General features: G+C 66.7%; 19 protein-coding genes and 1 tRNA gene. 9 read left to right on the top strand and 11 right to left on the bottom strand.

The window, feature by feature from the left end:
- Positions 1 to 86: 86 nt before the first annotated feature.
- Entirely contained in the window at positions 87 to 1,295 is a 1,209-nt protein-coding gene (locus tag RLQ26_05465; protein ID MEQ9088173.1) for an argininosuccinate synthase, read from the top strand.
- Between the two features lie 229 nt (positions 1,296 to 1,524).
- Here the strand turns inward: RLQ26_05465 and RLQ26_05470 are convergent, their stop codons facing one another.
- A complete protein-coding gene (locus tag RLQ26_05470; GenBank protein ID MEQ9088174.1) occupies positions 1,525 to 1,650 on the bottom strand; it encodes a hypothetical protein in 126 nt (41 codons plus the stop codon).
- A gap of 239 nt (positions 1,651 to 1,889) precedes the next feature.
- Positions 1,890 to 2,183, bottom strand: coding sequence for a YggT family protein (locus tag RLQ26_05475; protein ID MEQ9088175.1), 294 nt, complete (start codon positions 2,181 to 2,183; stop codon positions 1,890 to 1,892).
- Positions 2,184 to 2,336: 153 nt separating this feature from the next.
- Between RLQ26_05475 and RLQ26_05480 the strand changes: the two genes are divergently transcribed.
- The 3 genes from RLQ26_05480 (at position 2,337) to pabC (ending at position 4,768) form a co-directional block, all read left to right on the top strand.
- Positions 2,337 to 2,412: transfer RNA gene (locus RLQ26_05480), tRNA-Ala, on the top strand.
- Positions 2,413 to 2,468: 56 nt separating this feature from the next.
- Positions 2,469 to 3,932, top strand: coding sequence for an aminodeoxychorismate synthase component I (locus RLQ26_05485; GenBank protein ID MEQ9088176.1), 1,464 nt, complete (start codon positions 2,469 to 2,471; stop codon positions 3,930 to 3,932).
- A complete protein-coding gene (gene pabC, locus RLQ26_05490; GenBank protein ID MEQ9088177.1) occupies positions 3,929 to 4,768 on the top strand; it encodes an aminodeoxychorismate lyase in 840 nt (279 codons plus the stop codon). The genes RLQ26_05485 and pabC overlap by 4 nt, the downstream gene beginning before the upstream one ends.
- Here pabC and ccmI read toward each other — a convergent pair.
- From ccmI to ccmA, 9 genes are read right to left on the bottom strand one after another with little or no spacing between them, the layout of a single operon-like run.
- The gene (gene ccmI, locus RLQ26_05495) at positions 4,762 to 5,679 is read right to left on the bottom strand and encodes a c-type cytochrome biogenesis protein CcmI (protein MEQ9088178.1); all 918 of its coding nucleotides are present in this window, start codon (positions 5,677 to 5,679) and stop codon (positions 4,762 to 4,764) included. The genes pabC and ccmI overlap by 7 nt on opposite strands.
- The gene (locus RLQ26_05500; protein MEQ9088179.1) at positions 5,676 to 6,224 is read right to left on the bottom strand and encodes a cytochrome c-type biogenesis protein; all 549 of its coding nucleotides are present in this window, start codon (positions 6,222 to 6,224) and stop codon (positions 5,676 to 5,678) included. The genes ccmI and RLQ26_05500 overlap by 4 nt, the downstream gene beginning before the upstream one ends.
- Positions 6,221 to 6,763, bottom strand: a complete 543-nt coding sequence (locus RLQ26_05505; protein ID MEQ9088180.1) for a DsbE family thiol:disulfide interchange protein — start codon at positions 6,761 to 6,763, stop codon at positions 6,221 to 6,223. Before RLQ26_05505 ends, RLQ26_05500 begins: the two co-directional genes overlap by 4 nt.
- Positions 6,760 to 8,766: a heme lyase CcmF/NrfE family subunit gene (locus RLQ26_05510; protein ID MEQ9088181.1), complete on the bottom strand. Its 2,007-nt coding sequence runs from the start codon at positions 8,764 to 8,766 to the stop codon at positions 6,760 to 6,762. Before RLQ26_05510 ends, RLQ26_05505 begins: the two co-directional genes overlap by 4 nt.
- Positions 8,763 to 9,245, bottom strand: coding sequence for a cytochrome c maturation protein CcmE (ccmE, locus tag RLQ26_05515; GenBank protein MEQ9088182.1), 483 nt, complete (start codon positions 9,243 to 9,245; stop codon positions 8,763 to 8,765). Before ccmE ends, RLQ26_05510 begins: the two co-directional genes overlap by 4 nt.
- Positions 9,242 to 9,460, bottom strand: a complete 219-nt coding sequence (gene ccmD, locus RLQ26_05520; GenBank protein MEQ9088183.1) for a heme exporter protein CcmD — start codon at positions 9,458 to 9,460, stop codon at positions 9,242 to 9,244. The genes ccmE and ccmD overlap by 4 nt, the downstream gene beginning before the upstream one ends.
- The gene (locus RLQ26_05525; protein MEQ9088184.1) at positions 9,457 to 10,215 is read right to left on the bottom strand and encodes a heme ABC transporter permease; all 759 of its coding nucleotides are present in this window, start codon (positions 10,213 to 10,215) and stop codon (positions 9,457 to 9,459) included. The genes ccmD and RLQ26_05525 overlap by 4 nt, the downstream gene beginning before the upstream one ends.
- A 51-nt stretch (positions 10,216 to 10,266) precedes the next feature.
- Positions 10,267 to 10,932, bottom strand: coding sequence for a heme exporter protein CcmB (gene ccmB / locus RLQ26_05530; protein MEQ9088185.1), 666 nt, complete (start codon positions 10,930 to 10,932; stop codon positions 10,267 to 10,269).
- Positions 10,929 to 11,651 carry a heme ABC exporter ATP-binding protein CcmA gene (ccmA, locus tag RLQ26_05535; GenBank protein MEQ9088186.1) on the bottom strand — a complete coding sequence of 241 codons (723 nt, stop codon included), beginning with the start codon at positions 11,649 to 11,651 and terminating at the stop codon, positions 10,929 to 10,931. Before ccmA ends, ccmB begins: the two co-directional genes overlap by 4 nt.
- A 446-nt stretch (positions 11,652 to 12,097) precedes the next feature.
- Here ccmA and acnA point away from each other — a divergent pair, with 446 nt between their 5' ends.
- From acnA to RLQ26_05560, 5 genes are all read left to right on the top strand, one after another.
- Positions 12,098 to 14,785 (top strand): aconitate hydratase AcnA, encoded by a 2,688-nt coding sequence (acnA, locus tag RLQ26_05540; protein MEQ9088187.1) that lies wholly within the window; start codon positions 12,098 to 12,100, stop codon positions 14,783 to 14,785.
- Between the two features lie 83 nt (positions 14,786 to 14,868).
- A complete protein-coding gene (locus tag RLQ26_05545) occupies positions 14,869 to 15,666 on the top strand; it encodes a DUF1223 domain-containing protein (GenBank protein ID MEQ9088188.1) in 798 nt (265 codons plus the stop codon).
- A 91-nt stretch (positions 15,667 to 15,757) separates the two neighbouring features.
- Positions 15,758 to 18,913 carry a helicase-related protein gene (locus tag RLQ26_05550; GenBank protein ID MEQ9088189.1) on the top strand — a complete coding sequence of 1,052 codons (3,156 nt, stop codon included), beginning with the start codon at positions 15,758 to 15,760 and terminating at the stop codon, positions 18,911 to 18,913.
- Complete coding sequence (locus tag RLQ26_05555) at positions 18,910 to 19,206, top strand: S4 domain-containing protein (protein MEQ9088190.1); 297 nt, start codon at positions 18,910 to 18,912, stop codon at positions 19,204 to 19,206. Before RLQ26_05550 ends, RLQ26_05555 begins: the two co-directional genes overlap by 4 nt.
- Positions 19,203 to 19,706, top strand: a complete 504-nt coding sequence (locus tag RLQ26_05560; GenBank protein MEQ9088191.1) for a TerB family tellurite resistance protein — start codon at positions 19,203 to 19,205, stop codon at positions 19,704 to 19,706. The genes RLQ26_05555 and RLQ26_05560 overlap by 4 nt, the downstream gene beginning before the upstream one ends.
- The last annotated feature ends 23 nt before the right edge of the window (positions 19,707 to 19,729 follow it).

Genomic DNA, 19,729 nt, shown 5'->3' on the forward strand with positions numbered 1-19,729 from the left:
ATACTGCCGGCCGATCTCACCCCCGGCCTGCACGCGCTGCCGACGCCTCGCCGCCGGGTCCCGAGTTTCCGACCGGATTTGGAACCATGGCCCAAGACGTGAAAAAAGTTGTGCTCGCCTATTCGGGCGGCCTCGATACCTCGGTCATCCTGCGCTGGCTGCAGGAACAATACGGCTGCGAGGTGGTGACGTTCACCGCCGATCTCGGCCAGGGCGAGGAGCTGGGCCCGGCCCGCGAACGGGCGGAGCAGATGGGGGCGAGCGAGATATATGTCGAAGATCTCAAGGAAGAATTCGTCCGTGACTACGTCTTTCCGATGTTTCGTGCCAACGCACTTTACGAGGGCGTCTATCTGCTCGGCACCTCCATCGCCCGGCCGCTGATCAGCAAACGCCAGATCGAGATTGCCCGGGAGACCGGCGCCGACGCCGTGGCCCATGGGGCCACCGGCAAGGGCAACGACCAGGTCCGGTTCGAGCTTGCCTATTACGCGCTGAACCCCGGCATCCGGGTGATCGCGCCGTGGCGCGAGTGGGATCTGACTTCGCGGACGCGTCTGATCGATTACGCCGAAGCCCATCAGATCCCGGTGCCGCGCGACAAGCGGGGCGAGCCGCCCTATTCGACCGACGCCAACCTTTTGCACATCAGCTATGAGGGCAAAGCCCTGGAAGACCCGTGGACAGAACCCGACGAGGACATGTTCACCCGCTCCGTCGCGCCGGAAAACGCGCCCGACAAGCCCACCTATGTCGAGATCGGCTTCGAGGCGGGCGACCCTGTCTCGGTCGATGGCGAGGCGCTCAGCCCGGCCAGTCTGCTGGCGCGGCTCAACGAGCTTGCCGGCGCCAACGGGATCGGGCGCGAGGATATTGTGGAGAACCGTTTTGTCGGGATGAAATCGCGCGGTGTCTACGAAACCCCGGGCGGGACGGTCCTGCTGGCCGCCCATCGCGGCATCGAGAGCCTGACCCTCGACCGCGGGGCCGCCCATCTCAAGGACGAGGTGATGCCGCGCTATGCCGAGCTCGTCTATAACGGCTTCTGGTTCTCGCCCGAGCGCGAGATGCTGCAGAAGCTGATCGACGAAAGCCAGAGCCATGTCGCGGGCCGGGTTCGCCTCAAGCTGTACAAGGGATCGGCCAAGGTGGTGGGACGGGAATCGCCGCACAGCCTCTATAGCGCGGCCTACGCCACCTTCGAGGAAGATTCCGTTTATGATCAGGCTGATGCAGCGGGTTTTATCAATCTCAATTCATTACGGCTGAGATTGCTCAAATCTATCAGAGGTTAACAAAACCTTTCGAGGTTCTCTGGTCAGAAATCAGAGCGAAACCCCTGACCACGGCTGTCGATCAGGCCTTCCTGTATCAGGGCTTTAAGACAGGCGGCCAGCGCACCCGCGGGCAAACAAAAACCCCCACAGGCCTTGAAAAGGGGGTGCCTGTGGGGGTCCGTCACCCGGAGCAGGGGGGGGAGGGGGAGAGCGCTCCGGGCGGTTTTCCCGTATCTGTCGGAGCGATCTAGAACGCCCCGGTATTGGCGAAAGTCGCTTGCAGCAACAGCGCCGCATAGAACGCGAGGGCCAGGGCCAGCCCCAATTGGGACCAGTTTTCGTGCCGGCGGCGGCGGATCATATCTTCGGTCATGTCAGTCCTTCCAAACTACGCTGGCAGACGACCTTATCGCCGCTGCCGAGAAGGACTTTAATTAGGCTCTGTTATAAAATAATCACCAATATGTTAAACTTATTAGTCACGAATAAGAACCAATTGTGACAGCATACGCGGCGGCGGCGCTGCGCCTCGCGCCGGCGGGACAGAGGAAATCTTTTTCTTTCAGGCTGTTGGGCTTGGCCGCCGGGGCCGGCCGGCCGGGTCCCGTCGGGCTAGTAGCGCAGGCCGGGGCCGAAATACTCGAACAGAAGATTCCGGATGAAATACAGCGCCAGAATCAGGATCACCGGTGAGATATCGAGCCCGCCCAGATTGGGCATAACGCGCCGGATCGGGGCCAGGACAGGCTCGGTGATGCGGAACAGGAAATCGTTCACCAGATAGACGAAGCGGTTGCGCGTGTTGACCACGTCGAACGCCACCAGCCAGCTGAGCACGACCCAAACGATCAAGAGGAAGATGTAGAGGCTGATGACCGTGTCCACCAGCCAGAGAACCGATTGCATCGGAAAACCCCCGTTGCCTCTGCTTGGCGGAGGTTACCGGCAAGCGCCCCTCGAGCGCAACGCCCGCGTCACCCACTTGACTGCACCTACACCCCCGCACATTATCCGGCCCCTCGGATCGGGCCCAGCCGGGCCGGTTCCGCTGGCGGGATCGGGGCCGTAGCTCAGATGGGAGAGCGTCTCGTTCGCAATGAGAAGGTCAGGGGTTCGATTCCCCTCGGCTCCACCACCCCGACCCGCCGGCCATCTCCCGAAACCCGTCACCCCGGCCCGCGCCCCACGACCGTGACCATCCGCCACGATCCCGCCCGAACGCGCCGGCTCGCCCGCGCCCTGCCGGACCTGCTGGCGCTCCATCGCCACGATCCCGCTCGCTACCCGCATCTTCTCGAAAGCGCGGCGCAAAGCCTCGACGCTTCCGGCACCAGCCGGTTCGATATCCTCTTCGCCTTCCCGGGCCAGAGCCTGATCCGGCGCGCGGACGGGCTCAGCCTGACGGACGGCCCCTATGTCCTTCCTGGCCTCCCTCCTGGCGGCCCCCGGAGCGGGGCGTTTCTCGACGGGCTGGATGCCTGGCATGCGGCGGAAGGAACGCCGCCGCCGACCGGCGAGGCCGGCCGCCTGCCATTTGCGGGCGGCTGGTTTCTCGCGCTCGGCTACGAGTTGGCGGGGGAGATCGAGCCGGTGCTCCGTCTGCCGCCCGCCCCCCGGCTCGGCGGGATGGGCCGGCTCGTCGCGCTGGCGACGCGCATGCCGGCGGCGGTGATCCGCGACCGCGCCGCGGATGAGGTGATCCTCGTCGCCGAGGCCGGGCAGGCCGGTCTGCTCGACCTCATGGAAGAGGATATCGGACGCCTGTCGGGCGCGCCGGTCGGCCCTCAGGTGGCCGGTCCGGCCGGCCCGACCGTGGAGGAGGAGGAGGCGCATCATCTGGCGCGGATTTCGGCCGCTGTCGATTACATCCGGGCCGGCGATATTTTTCAGGCCAATATCTCGCGCCCATGGCTGGCCCGGCTCGCCCCCGGTCTCGATCATGCGACCCTCTACGACCATTTGCGCGCCGCCAACCCCGCCCCGTTCGCCGGCCTCGCGAGCTGGGGCGACGTGGCGGTCATCAGCTCGTCGCCCGAGCGCCTCGTCAGCGTACGCGGCCGGCGGGTCGAGACGCGGCCCATCGCCGGCACCCGGCCGCGCGGCCGGACGGTCAGCGATGACGCAAAGCTGCGCGATGAGTTGATCGCGCATCCGAAGGAACGGGCCGAACACATCATGCTGGTCGATCTCGAACGCAACGATCTCTCGCGTGTTGCCCGCCCCGGTACAGTCCGGGTCAGCGATTACATGACCCTCGAAACCTATGCCCATGTGCATCACATCGTGTCCAACGTCACCGGAGAGTTGCGCGATCACGTCACACCGGGCGAGATAATCGCCGCCGTCTTTCCCGGCGGCACCATCACCGGCTGCCCCAAGATCCGCTGCATGGAAATCATCGCCGAACTGGAAGCGACAGGCCGGGGATTCTACACGGGCGCGCTCGGCTATCTCGATCACTCGGGCGATATGGATCTTAACATTCTGATCCGCACGCTTGTGCGCGACGGCCAGACGGTCACCTTTCGCGCCGGCGGCGGCATCGTCGCGGATTCGATTCCGTCGCGCGAAATATCCGAGACCCGCGCCAAGGCCAAGGGGCTGGTGCACGCGCTGGCAGTCGCCGGCGGGAAGCCCGATGGCGGGCGCACATGACCCCGGATTTCCTCATCGACGGCGAGGTGCGGCCCGGCCTGCCCGTCACCGATCGGGGCTTTACCTATGGCGACGGCGTGTTCGAGACGATTCGCATCACCGATGGGCTCGCCGAACTCTGGCACGCCCATCTGGCCCGGCTCGAAAAAAGCTGCCGCGCTCTCGGTTTTACTCCCCCGCCGGCCGAGGCCCTGGTGCACGATGCGCGCCGGTTGTTCCGGGATGGGACATCGGGCGTACTCAAAATTATCGTCACCCGCGGCAGCGGCGGGCGCGGCTATGCGCCGCCACAGACTCCCGCCCCGCGGCGCATCGTCATTCGCGGCCTGCTGCCCGAAGAGGCGCCGGCGCCGGTCACCCTGACCTTGTGCGCGACCCGGCTTTCGGCGCAGCCGGCTCTCGCGGGCATCAAGACCCTGGGCCGGCAGGACCAGTTGCTTGCCCGGCGGGAATGGACGGATGCCACCGTATTTGACGGATTGATGCGCGACGCGCATGACCGGGTCGTGGAGACGACCTTCGCCAATATTTTCATCCGGCGCGGCGGCGCGATCGAAACACCGCCCATCGAGGCGACCGGTATCGACGGTGTGATGCGCCGCTGCCTGATCGAACTTCTGGCCCAGGACTGTCCGGTCAGGGAGCGCCCGATGACGCTCGCGGATATCACCGCTGCGGACGGGCTGTGCCTGACCAATTCGATCCGGCGCCTCTGTCCGGTAGGGCGTCTTGTCGGCCTCGACGGCGGAGAGGTGCTGGCCAGGTTTGATCCGCACGCCTTCGACGACATCGCCCGCCGTCTGCGCCAGCGGGTCCGGGACCTCACCGGTTACTGATCCGACCCCGCATCCTCGCCCGTCTTCGCCGCGCCCGGCGCGGTCGACCGCATGGCCTCGGGATCGAGGCCGAGACTGCTCGCCAGATCGCGCAGATGGCGCCGGATGAAGGTTTCCCAGGGCGAGTCTTCCGGAAGGGTCTGCAGCAACCCCGCCCAGCGCTGCGCGGCGGCGGCAGAGTCGCCTTCCTGCGCGTCGGCGAGGCCCAGAAAGAAGCCGGCCCCCGGATGATCCGGCACGTCCTCCGCCAGACGCGAAAAAACCGCCTGTGCGCGCGCGGTCACCCGCCCGCCCGATCGTTGCACCAGCATCTCGCCATAAATCATCGCGACCGCCGCATCTTCGGGCGCGAGGCTGTAGGCGCGGGCCAGCGCCTCGATCGCCTCACCGGGCCGGTCAAGCATGGCGAGCACCCGGCCCAGAAGGATGAGCGATTCGATCTCCTTCGGGCTTTCGGCGAGCCGCTTTTCGAGTTCGATGCGGATGGTCTCAAGCTCGGCCCGGCGGTCCTCCGCCTGTTCAAGCCCGGCCTTGTAGGGAAGGCCGGGCAGATCGGGCCGGCCAAGCGCGAGATATGTCGCCACCGCCAGCGCGGGCAGGGCCAGGATCAGGCCGGCGGCGGTGAGAGAGTCCGAGCGACGCGACAGGCGACGCGTGGCCGTGTCGCCGTCCGGCTCCTCGTCCGCAAGGATGAAGAGCTTGCGCGCGATTTCCGCCTTGGCGGCAGCGAGCCCCTCGTCATCGAGGAGGCCCTCGCGGTGATCGCGCGCGATCTCCCGGAGCTGGGCGCGATAAATCTCGTTTTCATAAGCGCCGCGGCCCTGAGCGGCCGACCGCTCGGCCCGGCGCATGCCGTAAAGGAGGGCCGCCACCGCGACCAGCGTCATGAGGCCGAAGATGAACCAGATCATCCGCCGCGCGCCTCCCCATTTGGGCCCGGCGCATCGTCCTGGATCAGTCTCCGCAGACGCGCCTCCTCTTCCGCGCTCAGCGGCGCGACGGCCTGGGACGCGTCAGACGCCGCGCGGCGGCGCTGGCGACGCCAGAGCCAGAGCGCGACAACACCCGCCGCCAGCACCAGAAACGGCCCGAACCAGAGCCCGTAGGTCTTGACGGAAAAGGGCGGTTTGAGAAGCACGAATTCGCCGTAGCGGTCGACAACGAAGTCGACCGCTTCCGCGTTGCTGTCCCCGGCTTCGAGACGCTCGCGCACCAGCTTGCGCAGGTCGGCCGCGAGCGGCGCGTCGGAATCGTCGATTGACTGGTTCTGACAGACGAGACAGCGCAGCCCCTTGCCGATTTGCCGGGCCCGGGATTCCAGCACCGGATCATCCAGAATCTCGTCCGGCTGTACGGCCCCCGCGCCCGGCACCAGGAGGCCGGCCAGGCACACGCAGAGCGCCGCCGCTGTCATGAGGCGGGCGAGGCGTCGGCCCATCGCAACCGGAATATTCATTGCGCCACCTCGCGAATCAGGGGGACGACCACGTTTTCGAGATCATGGGGCGTGAGGGGGCCCACATGGCGGTAGCGGATCCGCCCGTCGCGATCGATGACGAAGGTTTCGGGCACGCCGTAGACGCCCAGTTCGATCGCCGCCCGTCCATCGCGGTCGGCGCCGATCCGGCGAAACGGGTCGCCCAGCCGCGCCAGCCAGGCGCGCGCCTCGTCAGGATCGTTCTTGTAGTTGATGCCGTGAAGCGAAACGCCAAATTCGGTCGCGAGCCGGGTCAGCACCGGATGCTCGACCCGGCAGGGGGCACACCAGGAGGCGAACACGTTGACGACCGATACCTCGCCCCGAAGATCGCTCGAGGCGAGGCCGTCCGTTTCGACGTCTTTTTCCCGCCCGGCCAGGGCCGGCAGGGAAAAGACGGGGACCGGCTTGTCGATCAGGGGCGAGGGCACGACCGAGGGATCGCGCCCGAGCCCCATGAAGAAAAACACGGACAGCACCAGAAGGGCGATGACCGGAAGAAAATACCGGAGCCTCATTCGCCAGCGACCGCGCTGGGCTGGGCGGCGGCGGCGGCGGGGGCGCGGCGCGGCGCGCCGATGCGATACCGCCGGTCGCTCAGCGAAACCAGCCCGCCAAACACCATCAGCAGCGCCCCCGCCCAGATCCATGGGATGAGCGGGTTGTGATAGAAACGAAAGGCCCAACGCCGGGGCGCGCCCTCTTCCGTCTCCGCCTCGTCACCCATCACCGCATAGATATCGGCCATGCCCGTGGTGCGGATCGCCGCCTCCGTCGTCTGCATGTCGCTAACTCTGAAGAACCGGTTTTCCGGCTGCATGACGGCGATGAGCCGGCCGTCCGCCATCAGGCGAAGCGTCGCGCGCTCTGCCTCGTAATTGGGTCCCTGGACGGTGCCGACGGATTCGAGGCGGAACGTGTAATCCCGTAGCGCCACTTCACCGCCGATGGCGAGGCTGGTAACCACTTCCTTCTGCCAGGCAGTGCCGGTCATGCCGATGATCGCTACCGCCAGGCCGAGATGGGCCAGCGTCATGCCGTGAAGCGCGCGCGGTGTTGTGCGCATGCGCCGAAGGACGGCCGCGGGCGGACCGCTTGTGAGCTTTATGCGTTCGGCAAACTCCAGCAGCGTGCCGACGGTGAGCCAGGCGGCAAGCGCGAAGGCGACCACGGCCAGGACCGGGCCCGGCTGAAAGACATACCAGGCCACGAGCCCGAGCAGGACCGCTCCCGCCAGCGCCACCCAGAGACGGCCCGAGAGGGCGGCGATATCGCCACGCTTCCAGGCCAGCGACGGGCCGATCGCCATCGCCAGAACCATCGGTGCCACGATCGGCACGAAGGTGAAGTTGAAGAACGGCGGCCCGACCGAGACCTTGCCGCCACCGAGGACATCGAGGATAAGCGGATAGAGTGTGCCGATCAGCACCGTCGCCACCGCTGTCGTCAAAAGGAGGTTGTTCAGCACCAGCGCACCTTCGCGCGAGATGGGTGCAAACAGCCCGCCACCTTTCAGGCCTGGGGCGCGCAGCGCGTAAAGCGTGAGTGCGCCGCCGATGGACAGGATCATCAGCAACAGGATGAAGACGCCCCGCTCGGGGTCGTTGGCGAAGCTGTGTACCGAGGTCAGCACGCCAGAGCGCACGAGGAACGTCCCCAGCAGACTGAGGCCGAAAGTGAGGATGGCGAGGAAAATCGTCCATGATTTCAGCGCGTCGCGTTTCTCGACGACGATCGCGGAATGAAGCAGCGCCGTCCCCGCCAGCCACGGCATGAGGGAAGCATTCTCCACCGGATCCCAGAACCACCAGCCACCCCAGCCCAGTTCGTAATAGGCCCACCAGCTGCCCATGGCGATGCCGAGGGTGAGCGCCGCCCAGGCAGCCAGCGTCCAGGGCCGGACCCACCTGGCCCAGGCGGCATCGACCCGCCCTTCAATGAGCGCCGCCACGGCGAAGGAAAACGCCATCGAGAACCCGACATAGCCGAGATAAAGAAACGGCGGGTGAAAGGCGAGGCCGGGGTCCTGCAGGATCGGGTTCAGCCCGCCACCGTCGACGGGCGGCGGCAGAAGGCGGAGGAACGGATTGGAGGTGAGCAGGATGAACAGCAGGAACCCCGCCCCGATCATGCCCTGCACCGCCAGCACGCGCGATTTGAGCGTGGGCGGCAGGTTGGATCCGAAAAGCGCGACGGCGGCGCCGAAGAAGGCGAGGATCATCACCCACAGCACCATGGAGCCTTCGTGGTTCCCCCATACGCCGCTGATCTTGTACAGCAGCGGCTTGGCGGAGTGGGAATTGGCGGCGACATTCGCGACCGTGAAATCGGACACGACATACAGGTAAGTCAGCGCCAGGAAGGCGCCCAGGATGAAGACCGCCTGGCCGATCGCGGCCGGCGCGGCGAGCCCCATCCAGGCGGCCTTGTCGCGTGCCGCGCCCCAGAGCGGCAAGGACGCCTGGACGAGCGACAGGAACAACGCCAGGACAAGGGCGTAATGGCCGATTTCGGCAATCATGGCGCCCCACCAACGGGCGGCGCCGCGCCGGGCGCACCCTGCCAGACGCCGGCCTCCTTGAGCGCGTCGGCCACTTCGGGCGGCATGTAGTTCTCATCATGCTTGGCCAGCACCTGGTCGGCCCGGAAGACATTGTCCGGACCGAACCGACCCTCGGCCACGACACCCTGGCCTTCACGGAAAAGATCGGGCAGGTGGCCCGCGTAGCGGACATCGAACTGATGCGCCGTATCGGTCACCGCGAAGGTGACGACCTCGAGACCGGCGGCGTCCGCCTCACGGGTCACGGAATTCTCGACGACCAGGCCGCCCACGCGGATGGGCCGGTCCTGGGGCAGGCTGTCCATCGCCGCCAGTTGTGTCGGACTGAAGAAAAAGACCAGCGTATCCTCGAAGGCGGTGACGATCAGCGCCGCCGCGCCGCCGAGACAGGCAAGGGCCAGCAGGACGAAAACGAGGCGCCGTCCGCGGCGGGTCATTGCCCATCTCCCGCGCCGGGGTCGTCGGCCGCTCCGGCCGCCGCCGCCTCGGCGCGCTCCGCTTCGAAGAGCGATTCGAAAAGTGCGAGGCGGCGCTCGATACGGGCGAGCCGCAGGCGCGAGTGCAGCCAGAGTCCGACCAGCACCAGAAGGCTCAGCCCGTAGGCCGGCCAGACGAAGGCGGCATACCCGCCCATCTCCAGAAATTCATTCATGGCGCCTCGCCGGTCCGGGGCGCCGGGCCGACATCCTGGCCCGCCGCATGGTTGGCCGCCATCACGCGCAGCCGGCGCGCCGCCACCTCGCCCCGCAGGCGCAGCAACAGCAGCGACACGAACATTGCGACATAGGCGAGCCCCATGATGAGGAGCGGCGTTAGCAAATCGGGATGAATGCTGGGCGCGCCGAGTTTCATGACCGACGCTGGCTGGTGCAGCGTATTCCACCAATCGACCGACCATTTGATGATGGGCAGGTTCACCACACCCACCAGTGCCAGGATCGCTGCCGCCCGGTCGCCACGGTTGATGTCCTCGAAGGCGTTGGCCAGCGCCATGTGGCCGACATAGAGGAAGAACAGCACCAGCACAGAGGTGAGCCGGGCGTCCCACACCCACCATGTCCCCCAGGTGGGCTGTCCCCAGAGGGAGCCGGTCGCCAGCGCGAGGAAGGTAAAGCACGCACCGATGGGGGCGGCCGCGCGGGCGGCGAGAAACGCGAGCGGATGGCGCCAGACGAGCCCGGCGGCGCCGGCGCCGGCGAGAACGGTGTAGGAAAGCATCGCGACCCAGGCCGCCGGGACGTGGACATACATGATCCTGACCGTCTCGCCCTGCTGGTAATCCGCCGGCGAGGCCCAGAGGCCGAGATAGACGCCCCAGGCCACAAGCACCAGCGCCACCGCCCAGCTCCACGGCAGGATCCGATTGGCGAGGCGGGCGAACCGCGCGGGATTGGCGAGGTAGTGGATCACGTCAGACGGTGTCCCTGTCAGGTCCGGCAAGCATAATGTCTCCTCGCGCTACTGCAATGACTGGCGAAGCGCCGCCGCCGCCGCCCAGGGGCAAAGTGCCAGCGCGGCGAGCAAAAAGGCGCCCAGAATCAGCAGAAAGGGCCCCGTCTCCTGGCCCGCCATCGGGGCCTCGACCGCCGCCACGCCGAAAATCAGTACCGGCACGAAGAACGGAAGCACGATCAGCCCCAGCAGGACCCCGCCCTTGCGCGCGCCCACAATCAGCGCCGCCCCCACGGCGCCCAGCAGGCTGAGACAGGGCGTTCCCAGCGCCATCGCCGCCGCAAGCGGCCAGAGCGACGATGCCGGCAGGGCCAGCATGGAGCCGAGGATCGGAGAGAGCGCCACGATGGGCAGGCCCGTGACCAGCCAATGAGCCAATACCCGGGCCAGCACCACCATTTCGAACGGCGCCTGACCCAGGGCCAGCAGGTCGAGGCTGCCGTCATCGGCATCCGCCTGAAAAAGACGTTCGATCCCGAGCAACGCGGCCAGCAGCGCGATCACCCAGATGATCCCCGATGCGACCCGGGCGAGCAACTGGTCGCCAGGCCCGACACCGAAGGGGAAGAGCGAGACCGTCAGCATGAAGAAAAAGAGAACCGTGAGCGTATCGCCGCCCCGGCCGAGCGCCAGCGTCAGATCGCGCCGGAGAAGGACGAGAAATCCGGTCATGAAACGGGCGCCTTCGAATGCTCGATCCAGGCGGGGGGACTGTCCGGAGCGCGCGGTCCGGCGGCACTGAGGCGCAGTTCGCGCTGTGCGCCCATGGCCAGCGAACCATGGGTCGCGGCCACCACGAGCCCGCCCGAAGCGCGATGGGAGGCGATGACGGCGGCCAGCAGGTCGCCCGCGTAGCTGTCGAGCGCGGCATCGGGCTCGTCCAGGATCCAAAGGGACCGGCGGACCGCCGTCAGGCGGGAGAGCGCCACGCGCCGGCGCTGGCCGGCGGACAGCACCCGCACCGGCAGATCGGCGAGGCGGTCCACCTCGAAACGTCTGAGCGCGTCCAGAAGCGCCGCCCGATCCGTCCGCCCGCCATAAAACCCCGCCCAGAAGCGCAGGTTTTCGATCACGGTCAACGCCGGCTTGAGTGCGTTATCGTGCCCCAGATAATGCAGCCGGCTGCGATAGGCATCATCCGGCCGCGCGCCCGTGCCGAGAACCACCCGGCCAGCGTATGAAACCTCGCCGCGCGCCGGTGCCAGCAGCCCGGCGAGCAGCCGGAGCAGCGTGGACTTGCCACTGCCGTTGGGGCCCGTGACCACCAGCAGATCGCCGGGCGCGGACCGGAAGGAGAGATCCTGAAAGACGAGCCGTTCACCCCGGATTGCGGCCAGCCCGCGCGCGCCCAGCTCGCCCCCCGCTCCTCTCGTCGTCTCGATCGATACCATCTCGCGCCGCTCAGTCTTCTGCCAGGGCGGCGGACCCTAGCACAGGAGCAGAGCTGGCCGGCACGCGTCATTTCGCCCGCGGCGCCCCGGAGAGCGGACGGGCGCCCCCCGGGGGGGGGGGGGGGCGGAGAAAAAAAGGCCGGCCCGAAAGGGCCGGCCTTCAGTCTTGTCTCCAGCCTTTGGGGGAAGGCTGGGCCCGACCTCTCCGAAGAGGGTCGGGGTCCTAGGGGGGTAGGAATGGTGGGACTGTGGCTGGTCAACGGGGCCGAAATGCGCCGGGAATGTGGCCAAACTGTGATTTTTCGGCAACTGTCAAGAGAGGCCCGTCCGGGGCATTTGGCGCGGGCGATTCCAGGGATGCAAAAAACGCCCCGGGATGGTAAATCGCACCCCTCGGCCGCCCCCGTCCACCGCCGCCGCCCAACCCTGATCGAGAAAGGCTTTCCGTGTCCCACCCCAACAGCTTCGGTGCCCGCCAGACCCTGACGGCCGGTAGCCAGACAGTGACCTATTTCAGCCTGGCCAAGGCGGCCGAAAACGGCCTTGGCGATATTTCCCGCCTGCCGTTCTCACTGAAAGTATTGCTGGAAAATCTCTTGCGCCACGAGGACGGGCGGACGGTGACGGCGGATGACATCCGGGCCGTGGCCGACTGGCTGAAGGAACGAAAGTCCGACCGCGAGATCGCCTATCGCCCGGCCCGTGTCCTGATGCAGGATTTCACCGGCGTGCCGGCGGTCGTGGACCTGGCCACGATGCGCGACGCCATGCAGACCTTGGGCGGCGACCCCGAAAAGATCAACCCGCTCTCGCAGGTCGATCTGGTGATCGATCATTCCGTGATGGTGGATTACTTCGGTACGGCGGACGCGTTTCGCAAGAACGTCGAGGTCGAGTTCGAGCGCAACCGCGAGCGCTACACATTTCTGAAGTGGGGGCAGAACGCCTTTCGCAATTTTCGCGTGGTACCGCCAGGCACCGGTATCTGCCACCAGGTCAATCTGGAGAACCTGGCCCAGGTCGTCTGGACATCCGAAATCGACGGCGAGACCGTCGCCTATCCCGATACACTGGTCGGCACCGACAGCCACACGACCATGATCAACGGGCTTGCGGTGCTCGGCTGGGGCGTGGGCGGCATCGAGGCCGAAGCCGCGATGCTGGGACAGCCGGTCTCCATGCTGATCCCCGAAGTTGTTGGCCTGCGCCTTACCGGACAGCTTTCGGAAGGCGCGACGGCGACCGATCTGGTACTGACGGTCACCGAAATGCTGCGCAAGAAAGGTGTCGTCGGAAAATTCGTGGAATTTTTCGGCCCCGGCGTCGGCGAGTTGCCGCTGGCAGACCGCGCGACCATCGCCAACATGGCGCCCGAATACGGCGCCACTTGCGGCCTTTTCCCGATCGACGGCAAGACCACCGATTATCTCGCCTTTACCGGCCGGGACGAAGCCCGCGTGGCGCTGGTCGAAGCCTATGCGCGCGCGCAGGAGATGTGGCGCACGGATGACGCGCCGGAGCCGGTCTATACCGACACGCTGGAACTCGATCTCGCGACGGTGGAGCCTTCGCTGGCCGGGCCGAAACGCCCGCAGGACCGGGTGCGGCTCTCAGCCGCCGCCGAAGGCTTCGCCAGGACGCTTGATGACGCTGTGGGCGGCGACAAAAAGAAGGCCGCGACCCGCGTCGCCGTGGAGGGCGGCGGCTATGAGATCGGCAATGGCGATATTGTCATCGCCGCGATCACGAGCTGCACCAACACCTCGAACCCCTCGGTCATGGTGGGCGCGGGGCTGGTCGCCCGGAAGGCGGCGGCAAAGGGGCTCAAGGTGAAACCCTGGGTCAAGACCTCGCTGGCGCCCGGCTCGCAGGTGGTTACGGATTATCTCGAGAAGGCCGGACTCCAGGACGATCTCGACAAGCTCGGCTTCAATCTCGTCGGGTACGGCTGCACCACCTGTATCGGCAATTCGGGTCCGCTCGCGCCACCGGTCGAGGCGGCCATCGAAAGCGGCGACCTCGTCGTCTGCTCAGTGCTGTCGGGCAACCGGAATTTTGAAGGCCGGATCAGCCCGCATGTTCGCGCCAATTATCTGGCTTCGCCGCCCCTCGTGGTGGCTTACGCGCTGGCCGGCTCCATGCATGTCGATCTGCAGAACGATCCCCTGGGAGAGGGCGCCGATGGCAAGCCCGTCTACCTCAAGGACATTTGGCCAAGCAATCACGAAATTCACGAAACGGTCCAGGCGGCGCTGTCCCGCGATATGTACGAAACCCGCTACGCCAATGTGTTCACCGGCGATGAAGTGTGGCGCGGCATTGAAACCACAAATGCCAAGAATTACGACTGGGATGCGAACAGCACTTATGTGCAGCAGCCGCCCTATTTCGAGAGCATGTCGATCGACCCCGACAGCCCCGAAGACATCGTGGACGCCCGCCCGCTCGCCATTCTTGGCGACAGTGTGACCACGGATCACATCTCGCCCGCCGGCGCAATCAAGGCGGACAGTCCGGCCGGCGCCTATCTGACCGATCACGGCGTGGCGCCGCACGATTTCAACTCCTACGGATCGCGGCGCGGCAATCACGAAGTGATGATGCGTGGCACCTTCGCCAATATCCGCCTGCGCAACGAGATGGCACCGGGCACATCGGGCGGCATCACCCGTCACATGCCCGACGGCGCACAAATGCCCATCTATGACGCGGCGATGGCCTATCAGGATGCCGGCACACCGCTTGTCGTGGTGGCGGGAAAGGAATACGGCACCGGCTCCAGCCGCGACTGGGCCGCGAAAGGAACCAAGCTTCTGGGTGTGCGCGCAGTGATCGTCGAAAGCTTCGAGCGCATCCACCGATCAAACCTTGTCGGCATGGGCGTGCTGCCGCTTCAGTTCAAGGACGGCGTGACGCGCGAAACCCTAAAGCTGGACGGCGGAGAGACTTTTTCCATTTCCGGCATCGGCGATTTGAAACCGCGCGCGGAGCTGAAATGCATCGTGCGCCGGCCGGACGGCGGGACGGAGGAGGTTGCACTCCTGTGCCGGATCGATACGGAGGACGAACTCGACTATTTCCGCCATGGCGGGATTCTCTCGTTCGTCCTGCGCAAACTGCGGAAAAGCGCCTGACCGCACCGGCGCTGCGCCTCATGAAACAGCGCCTCATGGAGTTGTGATTGGGGGCTCTCCAGGGCACCGCCTAAAATGTCGCCATGAAACAGACAGCGGATCACGCCCGGCCCCAGGGGAGCAGGGCCGGCGCCCGGCCGGGGCTGGCCGGCCTGGCCCTCGCGGCCCTCCTTCTGGCGACCATCACGTCGGGGCCGGCGCAGGGCGCGGACACCTCCCGGTCCGAGACCGGTCCGGTGGTGATGGAGCTGTTCACCTCCCAGGGCTGCGAAGCCTGCCCGGCCATGGACCGCTTGCTGGGCGAATTCGTCGGCCGCGAGGATGTGATCGCGCTGAGCTTCCACGTCGATTACTGGAATTACATCGGCTGGCGCGACCCGTATTCGAAGCCCTCCTTCAGCAAGCGTCAGAAACTTTACGCGCGCCGGTTCGGAGACAAGATGGTCTCGACCCCGCAATTCGTGGTCGATGGCGAATACGAGGCGGACGCAACCTCGAAAAACGCGCTGGAACGACTGGTCGAAATGGCGCGCGAGGCCAAGCCCGACCGCGCCCGCGTTTCCCTCGAAATCGGCGCCTCGGGCGAGCTGAGGGTCGCTATCTCCGGTCCGCCGCAGGCGGAGCCAGCGCATATCTGGATGGTGACCTTCGACCAGCTGCGCGGCACCGCCATACGCAGCGGCGAGAATCAGGGCATGTTCCTGCGCAATTACAATGTCGTCCGCAATCTGGTTCATGTCGGATTATGGCCGGGGGGCGATCTCGAGATGCGCCTCGACGGATCGACTCTCATGGTGGACCACGCCGGCGGATGCGCGATCCTCGTTCAGGGCGAACATATGGGCCCGTTTTTGGGCGCCGCGAAACTGACCTGGAACTGACGGCGACGAAATCGGACGGCACCACAGCGCAACGCAGCCCGGGCCCCGCGACCCCCTTGCACCACCCCGCCCGGCACGCCACTCTCGCCCCATGCCCACCACACCTGCGACGGCGCGCCTCACGGCCGTGCTTGGCCCCACCAACACCGGCAAGACCTATCTGGCCATGGAACGCCTGGCCGGCCATGCGTCGGGCATGATCGGATTTCCGCTGCGTCTTCTGGCCCGGGAGAATTACGACCGACTGGTGGCGATCAAGGGGGACAGCCTAGTGGCGCTGGTCACGGGCGAGGAAAAGATCGTCCCGCCCACGGCGCGGTATTTCGTCTGCACCGTGGAAGCGATGCCCGCGGATCGGGACGTCGCTTTTCTGGCCGTGGATGAGGTCCAGCTCGCGGCCGACCGGGAGCGTGGCCACGTCTTCACCGACCGGCTGATCCATGCCCGCGGCCGGGAAGAGACCATGTTCCTCGGCGCAGCGACGATCCGGCCGCTCTTGAGCCGGCTCCTGCCCGGGATCGAGATTATCGAGCGGCCGAGATTCTCGACATTAAGCTATGGCGGCGAGAAAAAACTGGGCCGCCTGCCGCGCCGCTCGGCCGCGGTCGCGTTCTCGGCCAACGATGTCTATGGGCTGGCCGAGGTGATCCGCCGCCAGCGCGGCGGAGCGGCGGTAGTGATGGGCGCGCTCAGCCCGCGCACGCGCAACGCCCAGGTTGCGCTGTACCAGTCGGGCGATGTCGATTATCTGGTCGCGACCGATGCCATCGGCATGGGCCTCAACATGGATCTGCACCATGTCGCCCTGGCGGCGCGCTGGAAATTCGACGGCGAGCGCCGGCGGCCCTTAAGCCCTGCCGAGATCGGCCAGATTGCGGGCCGCGCCGGGCGCCACATGCATGACGGAACCTTTGGCACCACGGCCGGCTGCGAACGCCTCGAGCCCGAAACCATCGCCGCTGTCGAGTCCCACGAATTCGAGCGTATCGACGGCATTTACTGGCGCAATCGCGAACTGGATTTTGCATCCGTCCCCCGGTTGCTCGAATCCCTGAACGCACCGCCCCCCGCATCCGATCTCTGGCGGGCGCCCGACTCGGATGACGTGAAAACCTTGCGCGACCTGGCAAAATTGGACGGCATCGCGGCCCGCGCGACCGGCCGCGATGCCGTCACCCGACTTTGGGCGGCCTGCCAGATCCCGGAATTCCATCAGACCCATTCGGACGCCCATACCCGGCTCGTGGGCCGTGTTTTCGAATATCTGATGAGCGAGAACGGCCTCCTGCCGGCGGCCTGGATGAACGCCCAGCTTGCCCGCCTCGACCGCGTCGACGGCGATATCGAGACATTGATGGGGCGGCTCGCGCAGATTCGAATCTGGACCTATATTTCCCACCGTCAGGAATGGCTCGAGGACGGGCCGGGCTGGCAGGAGCGGGCGCGGCAGCTCGAGGACCGACTGTCGGACGCCCTGCACCAGGGACTAACCCAGCGTTTCGTCGACCGGCGAACCTCGGTCCTGCTGCAAAAGCTCAATGCCGAGGATAATTTGAATGCCGAGATCGGCGCGGAGGGAGAAGTTCTTGTCGAGAATCTTTATGTGGGCAAGCTCGCCGGCTTCCGGTTCGGAGCCGATCTATCCTCGACCGGCGAGGACGCCCGCGCGCTCGTCCGGGCGGCCCGCCAGGCGCTCAGGGGCGAAATCGTGACCCGGCTGCAAGGCGTGCGAACCGATACCCACGATGCTTTCAGCCTCGCCCCCGATGGCGGAATGTTGTGGCGCGGTGAACGCATCGCCCGGCTGGCCAGGGGCCCCGAAATCCTCCGCCCGCGCGTGGAGATCCTGCCGAGCGATCTCCTCGAGGCGGGCGAACGCGACATCATGGCAACCCGCCTCGCCGCCTGGGTTGACGAAGAACTGCGGCGCCATCTCGCCCCGCTCTTTCGCCTGACCGCGGCCAGCCTGACCGGCAGCGGGCGCGGCCTCGCCTTCCAGCTCTGTGAGACGCTGGGCACGCTGCGCCGGAGTGCGGTCATCGAGCTTGTCCGCGAACTCTCGAAGGAACAGCGCCGCGATCTCAATCGCGCCGGCGTCCGCATCGGTAGTGAGGCGATTTACGTGGACGGGCTTCAGGGCGGCGGCGCCAGCCTGACCCTGCGCGCCCTCTTATGGCGGGTCTTTCACGAAACCTTCGATACATTGCCGCTGCCCCCTGACGGGCGCATGAGTTTCCACCCCGAAACATTGCCCGGCGCCGCCCGGACAGAACCGGACGACCAGGCCAGCGCCTTTTATCAGGCGGCCGGATACCTGCGCGTGGGGCCGGTGTTTCTGCGCGCGGATATTCTCAACCGCCTCGGCCAGGGGCTGTGGCAGGCCACTCATCCGGCACCCGAGCCGGCGTCTCACCCACCGACCCCAGGCCCGGCAACCGCCGAACCGCCCGAAGCCGCGCGTGATACACCGCCCGAAACGCCGCCCGGAATGCCGGAGGCGGCGGCGGCGGCGGCGGCGGGGGGGGCAGGACCGGATGGTGCAGAAGAGCCGGCTCCGGAACCCGCTGGAACCGGTCAGCCGGCCGGCCAGGAAGCGGGGGCCACGGAGGCAACGGAGGCGACGGGCGGCACGGATGGGCCGCCGGCGAGACCGCGGCCCGGTCATCCCCTGCCGGCCGATCTCCTGTCACAGGCGGGGTTGAAGCTGGCCGATGCACCGGGCGTTTTCGAGGCGCTCGGATACGAATTGCTGACGGCTGAGGATACGCCCGCCCGGGTCCGTCACCGTCCCCGAAGAAAGGCCCGGAAACACGGTGGAAAACAGGCCGGGGACCGGAACAGACGACCGGCCGGCCGGCACGGCCGGAACCGGGAGCGACAAGGCGGCGAGGCGCCACAGTCCGAAAAAACGGCCGCGAAAACCGCCCACGGAGCGACCCAAAAGACGACCCAAAAGACGGCCCAAGAAGCGGCCAAAGAGAGGGGCCGGGGCAAGGGCGCACGACAGGCCGGGGGACACGCTGGGGGACATGCTGGGGGATCGGCCGGGGGGCGGCCGGGCTGGCGGTCTGGCGGCCCTGCGCGCGAAGCCCGTTTCGACGAGTCCTATTCACCCTTCGCTAAGCTGCGCGAACTCAAGTTTGCCAGCGACGCGCCGCAGGACGGCGGCGGCCGGCGCCATCGCCGGCAGGGCGCGGGCAAGTCGGGCAAGGCGGAGACGACGGACCCGGAGACTGGCGGATCGTGACGGCGCCGGCGCTCCGTCTCGACAAATGGCTCTGGCATGCACGGCTCTTCAGGACGCGGCGTCTGGCCACGCGCTATGTCGAAACAGGCCGGCTGCGGGTCGACGGAGAAAAGACCGCCAAGCCACATTTTTCCGTTCGCGGGGGGGAGGTCCTGACCTTCCCCCTGGGCAAGCATATTCGCGTCATCCGGATCCTCAGGCTCTCGGACGGGCGCGCCCCGGCCGGGGAGGCGCGGTCTCTTTATGAGGATATTGCACCGGTGGACGAGGCGCGGGAGACTGACCTGAAATGATTTCGAAACTGGCGAACCTGTTCCGAACACCGGATTTGGCGGCCGAGGCAGGCCGCGAGGATGCGGCCATCCACCTCGCTGCCGCCGCGCTCATGGTCGAGGCGGCCCATATGGACGGCCAGGTGGATGCTGCCGAGCGGTCTGCCATTGCGCGCTGCCTCGAGGCACATTTCGGGCTTTCCGCGACGGAGGCAGGCGACCTGCTCGCAAAGGCCGAGGCCGAGATCGCCGAATCGACCCAGCTTCATCCCTTTGCCCTGCGCCTGACCGGGGCCCTCGATTACGACGAGCGGGTGGAACTGGTCGAAATGCTCTGGGAAGTCGCCTATGCCGACGGAGAACTCCACGATTTCGAGGCCAATCTCCTGCGTCGGCTCGGCGGGCTCCTGCATGTCACGGATTTCGACCGTGGCGCGGCGCGCAAGCGGGCCGTGGCCCGGCTCGCGGCGGACATCGCCCCGGATGACGGGGGCGACGACGGCGGGAACGTCACCCGGTAACGGAAGGGCTCGACTAACGCTGG

The organism is Alphaproteobacteria bacterium (genome assembly GCA_040220875.1).
Classification (GTDB): domain Bacteria; phylum Pseudomonadota; class Alphaproteobacteria; order JAVJVX01; family JAVJVX01; genus JAVJVX01.

Bases quoted from the DNA above. Each gene is read 5' to 3' on its own strand.
- RLQ26_05465 (MEQ9088173.1), top strand. From the start codon at position 87: ATGGCCCAAGACGTGAAAAAAGTTGTGCTCGCCTATTCGGGCGGCCTC.
- RLQ26_05470 (MEQ9088174.1), bottom strand. From the start codon at position 1,650: ATGACCGAAGATATGATCCGCCGCCGCCGGCACGAAAACTGGTCCCAA.
- RLQ26_05475 (MEQ9088175.1), bottom strand. From the start codon at position 2,183: ATGCAATCGGTTCTCTGGCTGGTGGACACGGTCATCAGCCTCTACATC.
- pabC (MEQ9088177.1), top strand. From the start codon at position 3,929: ATGACCCCGGATTTCCTCATCGACGGCGAGGTGCGGCCCGGCCTGCCC.
- ccmI (MEQ9088178.1), bottom strand. From the start codon at position 5,679: ATGATCTGGTTCATCTTCGGCCTCATGACGCTGGTCGCGGTGGCGGCC.
- RLQ26_05500 (MEQ9088179.1), bottom strand. From the start codon at position 6,224: ATGAATATTCCGGTTGCGATGGGCCGACGCCTCGCCCGCCTCATGACA.
- RLQ26_05505 (MEQ9088180.1), bottom strand. From the start codon at position 6,763: ATGAGGCTCCGGTATTTTCTTCCGGTCATCGCCCTTCTGGTGCTGTCC.
- RLQ26_05510 (MEQ9088181.1), bottom strand. From the start codon at position 8,766: ATGATTGCCGAAATCGGCCATTACGCCCTTGTCCTGGCGTTGTTCCTG.
- ccmE (MEQ9088182.1), bottom strand. From the start codon at position 9,245: ATGACCCGCCGCGGACGGCGCCTCGTTTTCGTCCTGCTGGCCCTTGCC.
- ccmD (MEQ9088183.1), bottom strand. From the start codon at position 9,460: ATGAATGAATTTCTGGAGATGGGCGGGTATGCCGCCTTCGTCTGGCCG.
- ccmB (MEQ9088185.1), bottom strand. From the start codon at position 10,932: ATGACCGGATTTCTCGTCCTTCTCCGGCGCGATCTGACGCTGGCGCTC.
- ccmA (MEQ9088186.1), bottom strand. From the start codon at position 11,651: ATGGTATCGATCGAGACGACGAGAGGAGCGGGGGGCGAGCTGGGCGCG.
- RLQ26_05545 (MEQ9088188.1), top strand. From the start codon at position 14,869: ATGAAACAGACAGCGGATCACGCCCGGCCCCAGGGGAGCAGGGCCGGC.
- RLQ26_05550 (MEQ9088189.1), top strand. From the start codon at position 15,758: ATGCCCACCACACCTGCGACGGCGCGCCTCACGGCCGTGCTTGGCCCC.
- RLQ26_05560 (MEQ9088191.1), top strand. From the start codon at position 19,203: ATGATTTCGAAACTGGCGAACCTGTTCCGAACACCGGATTTGGCGGCC.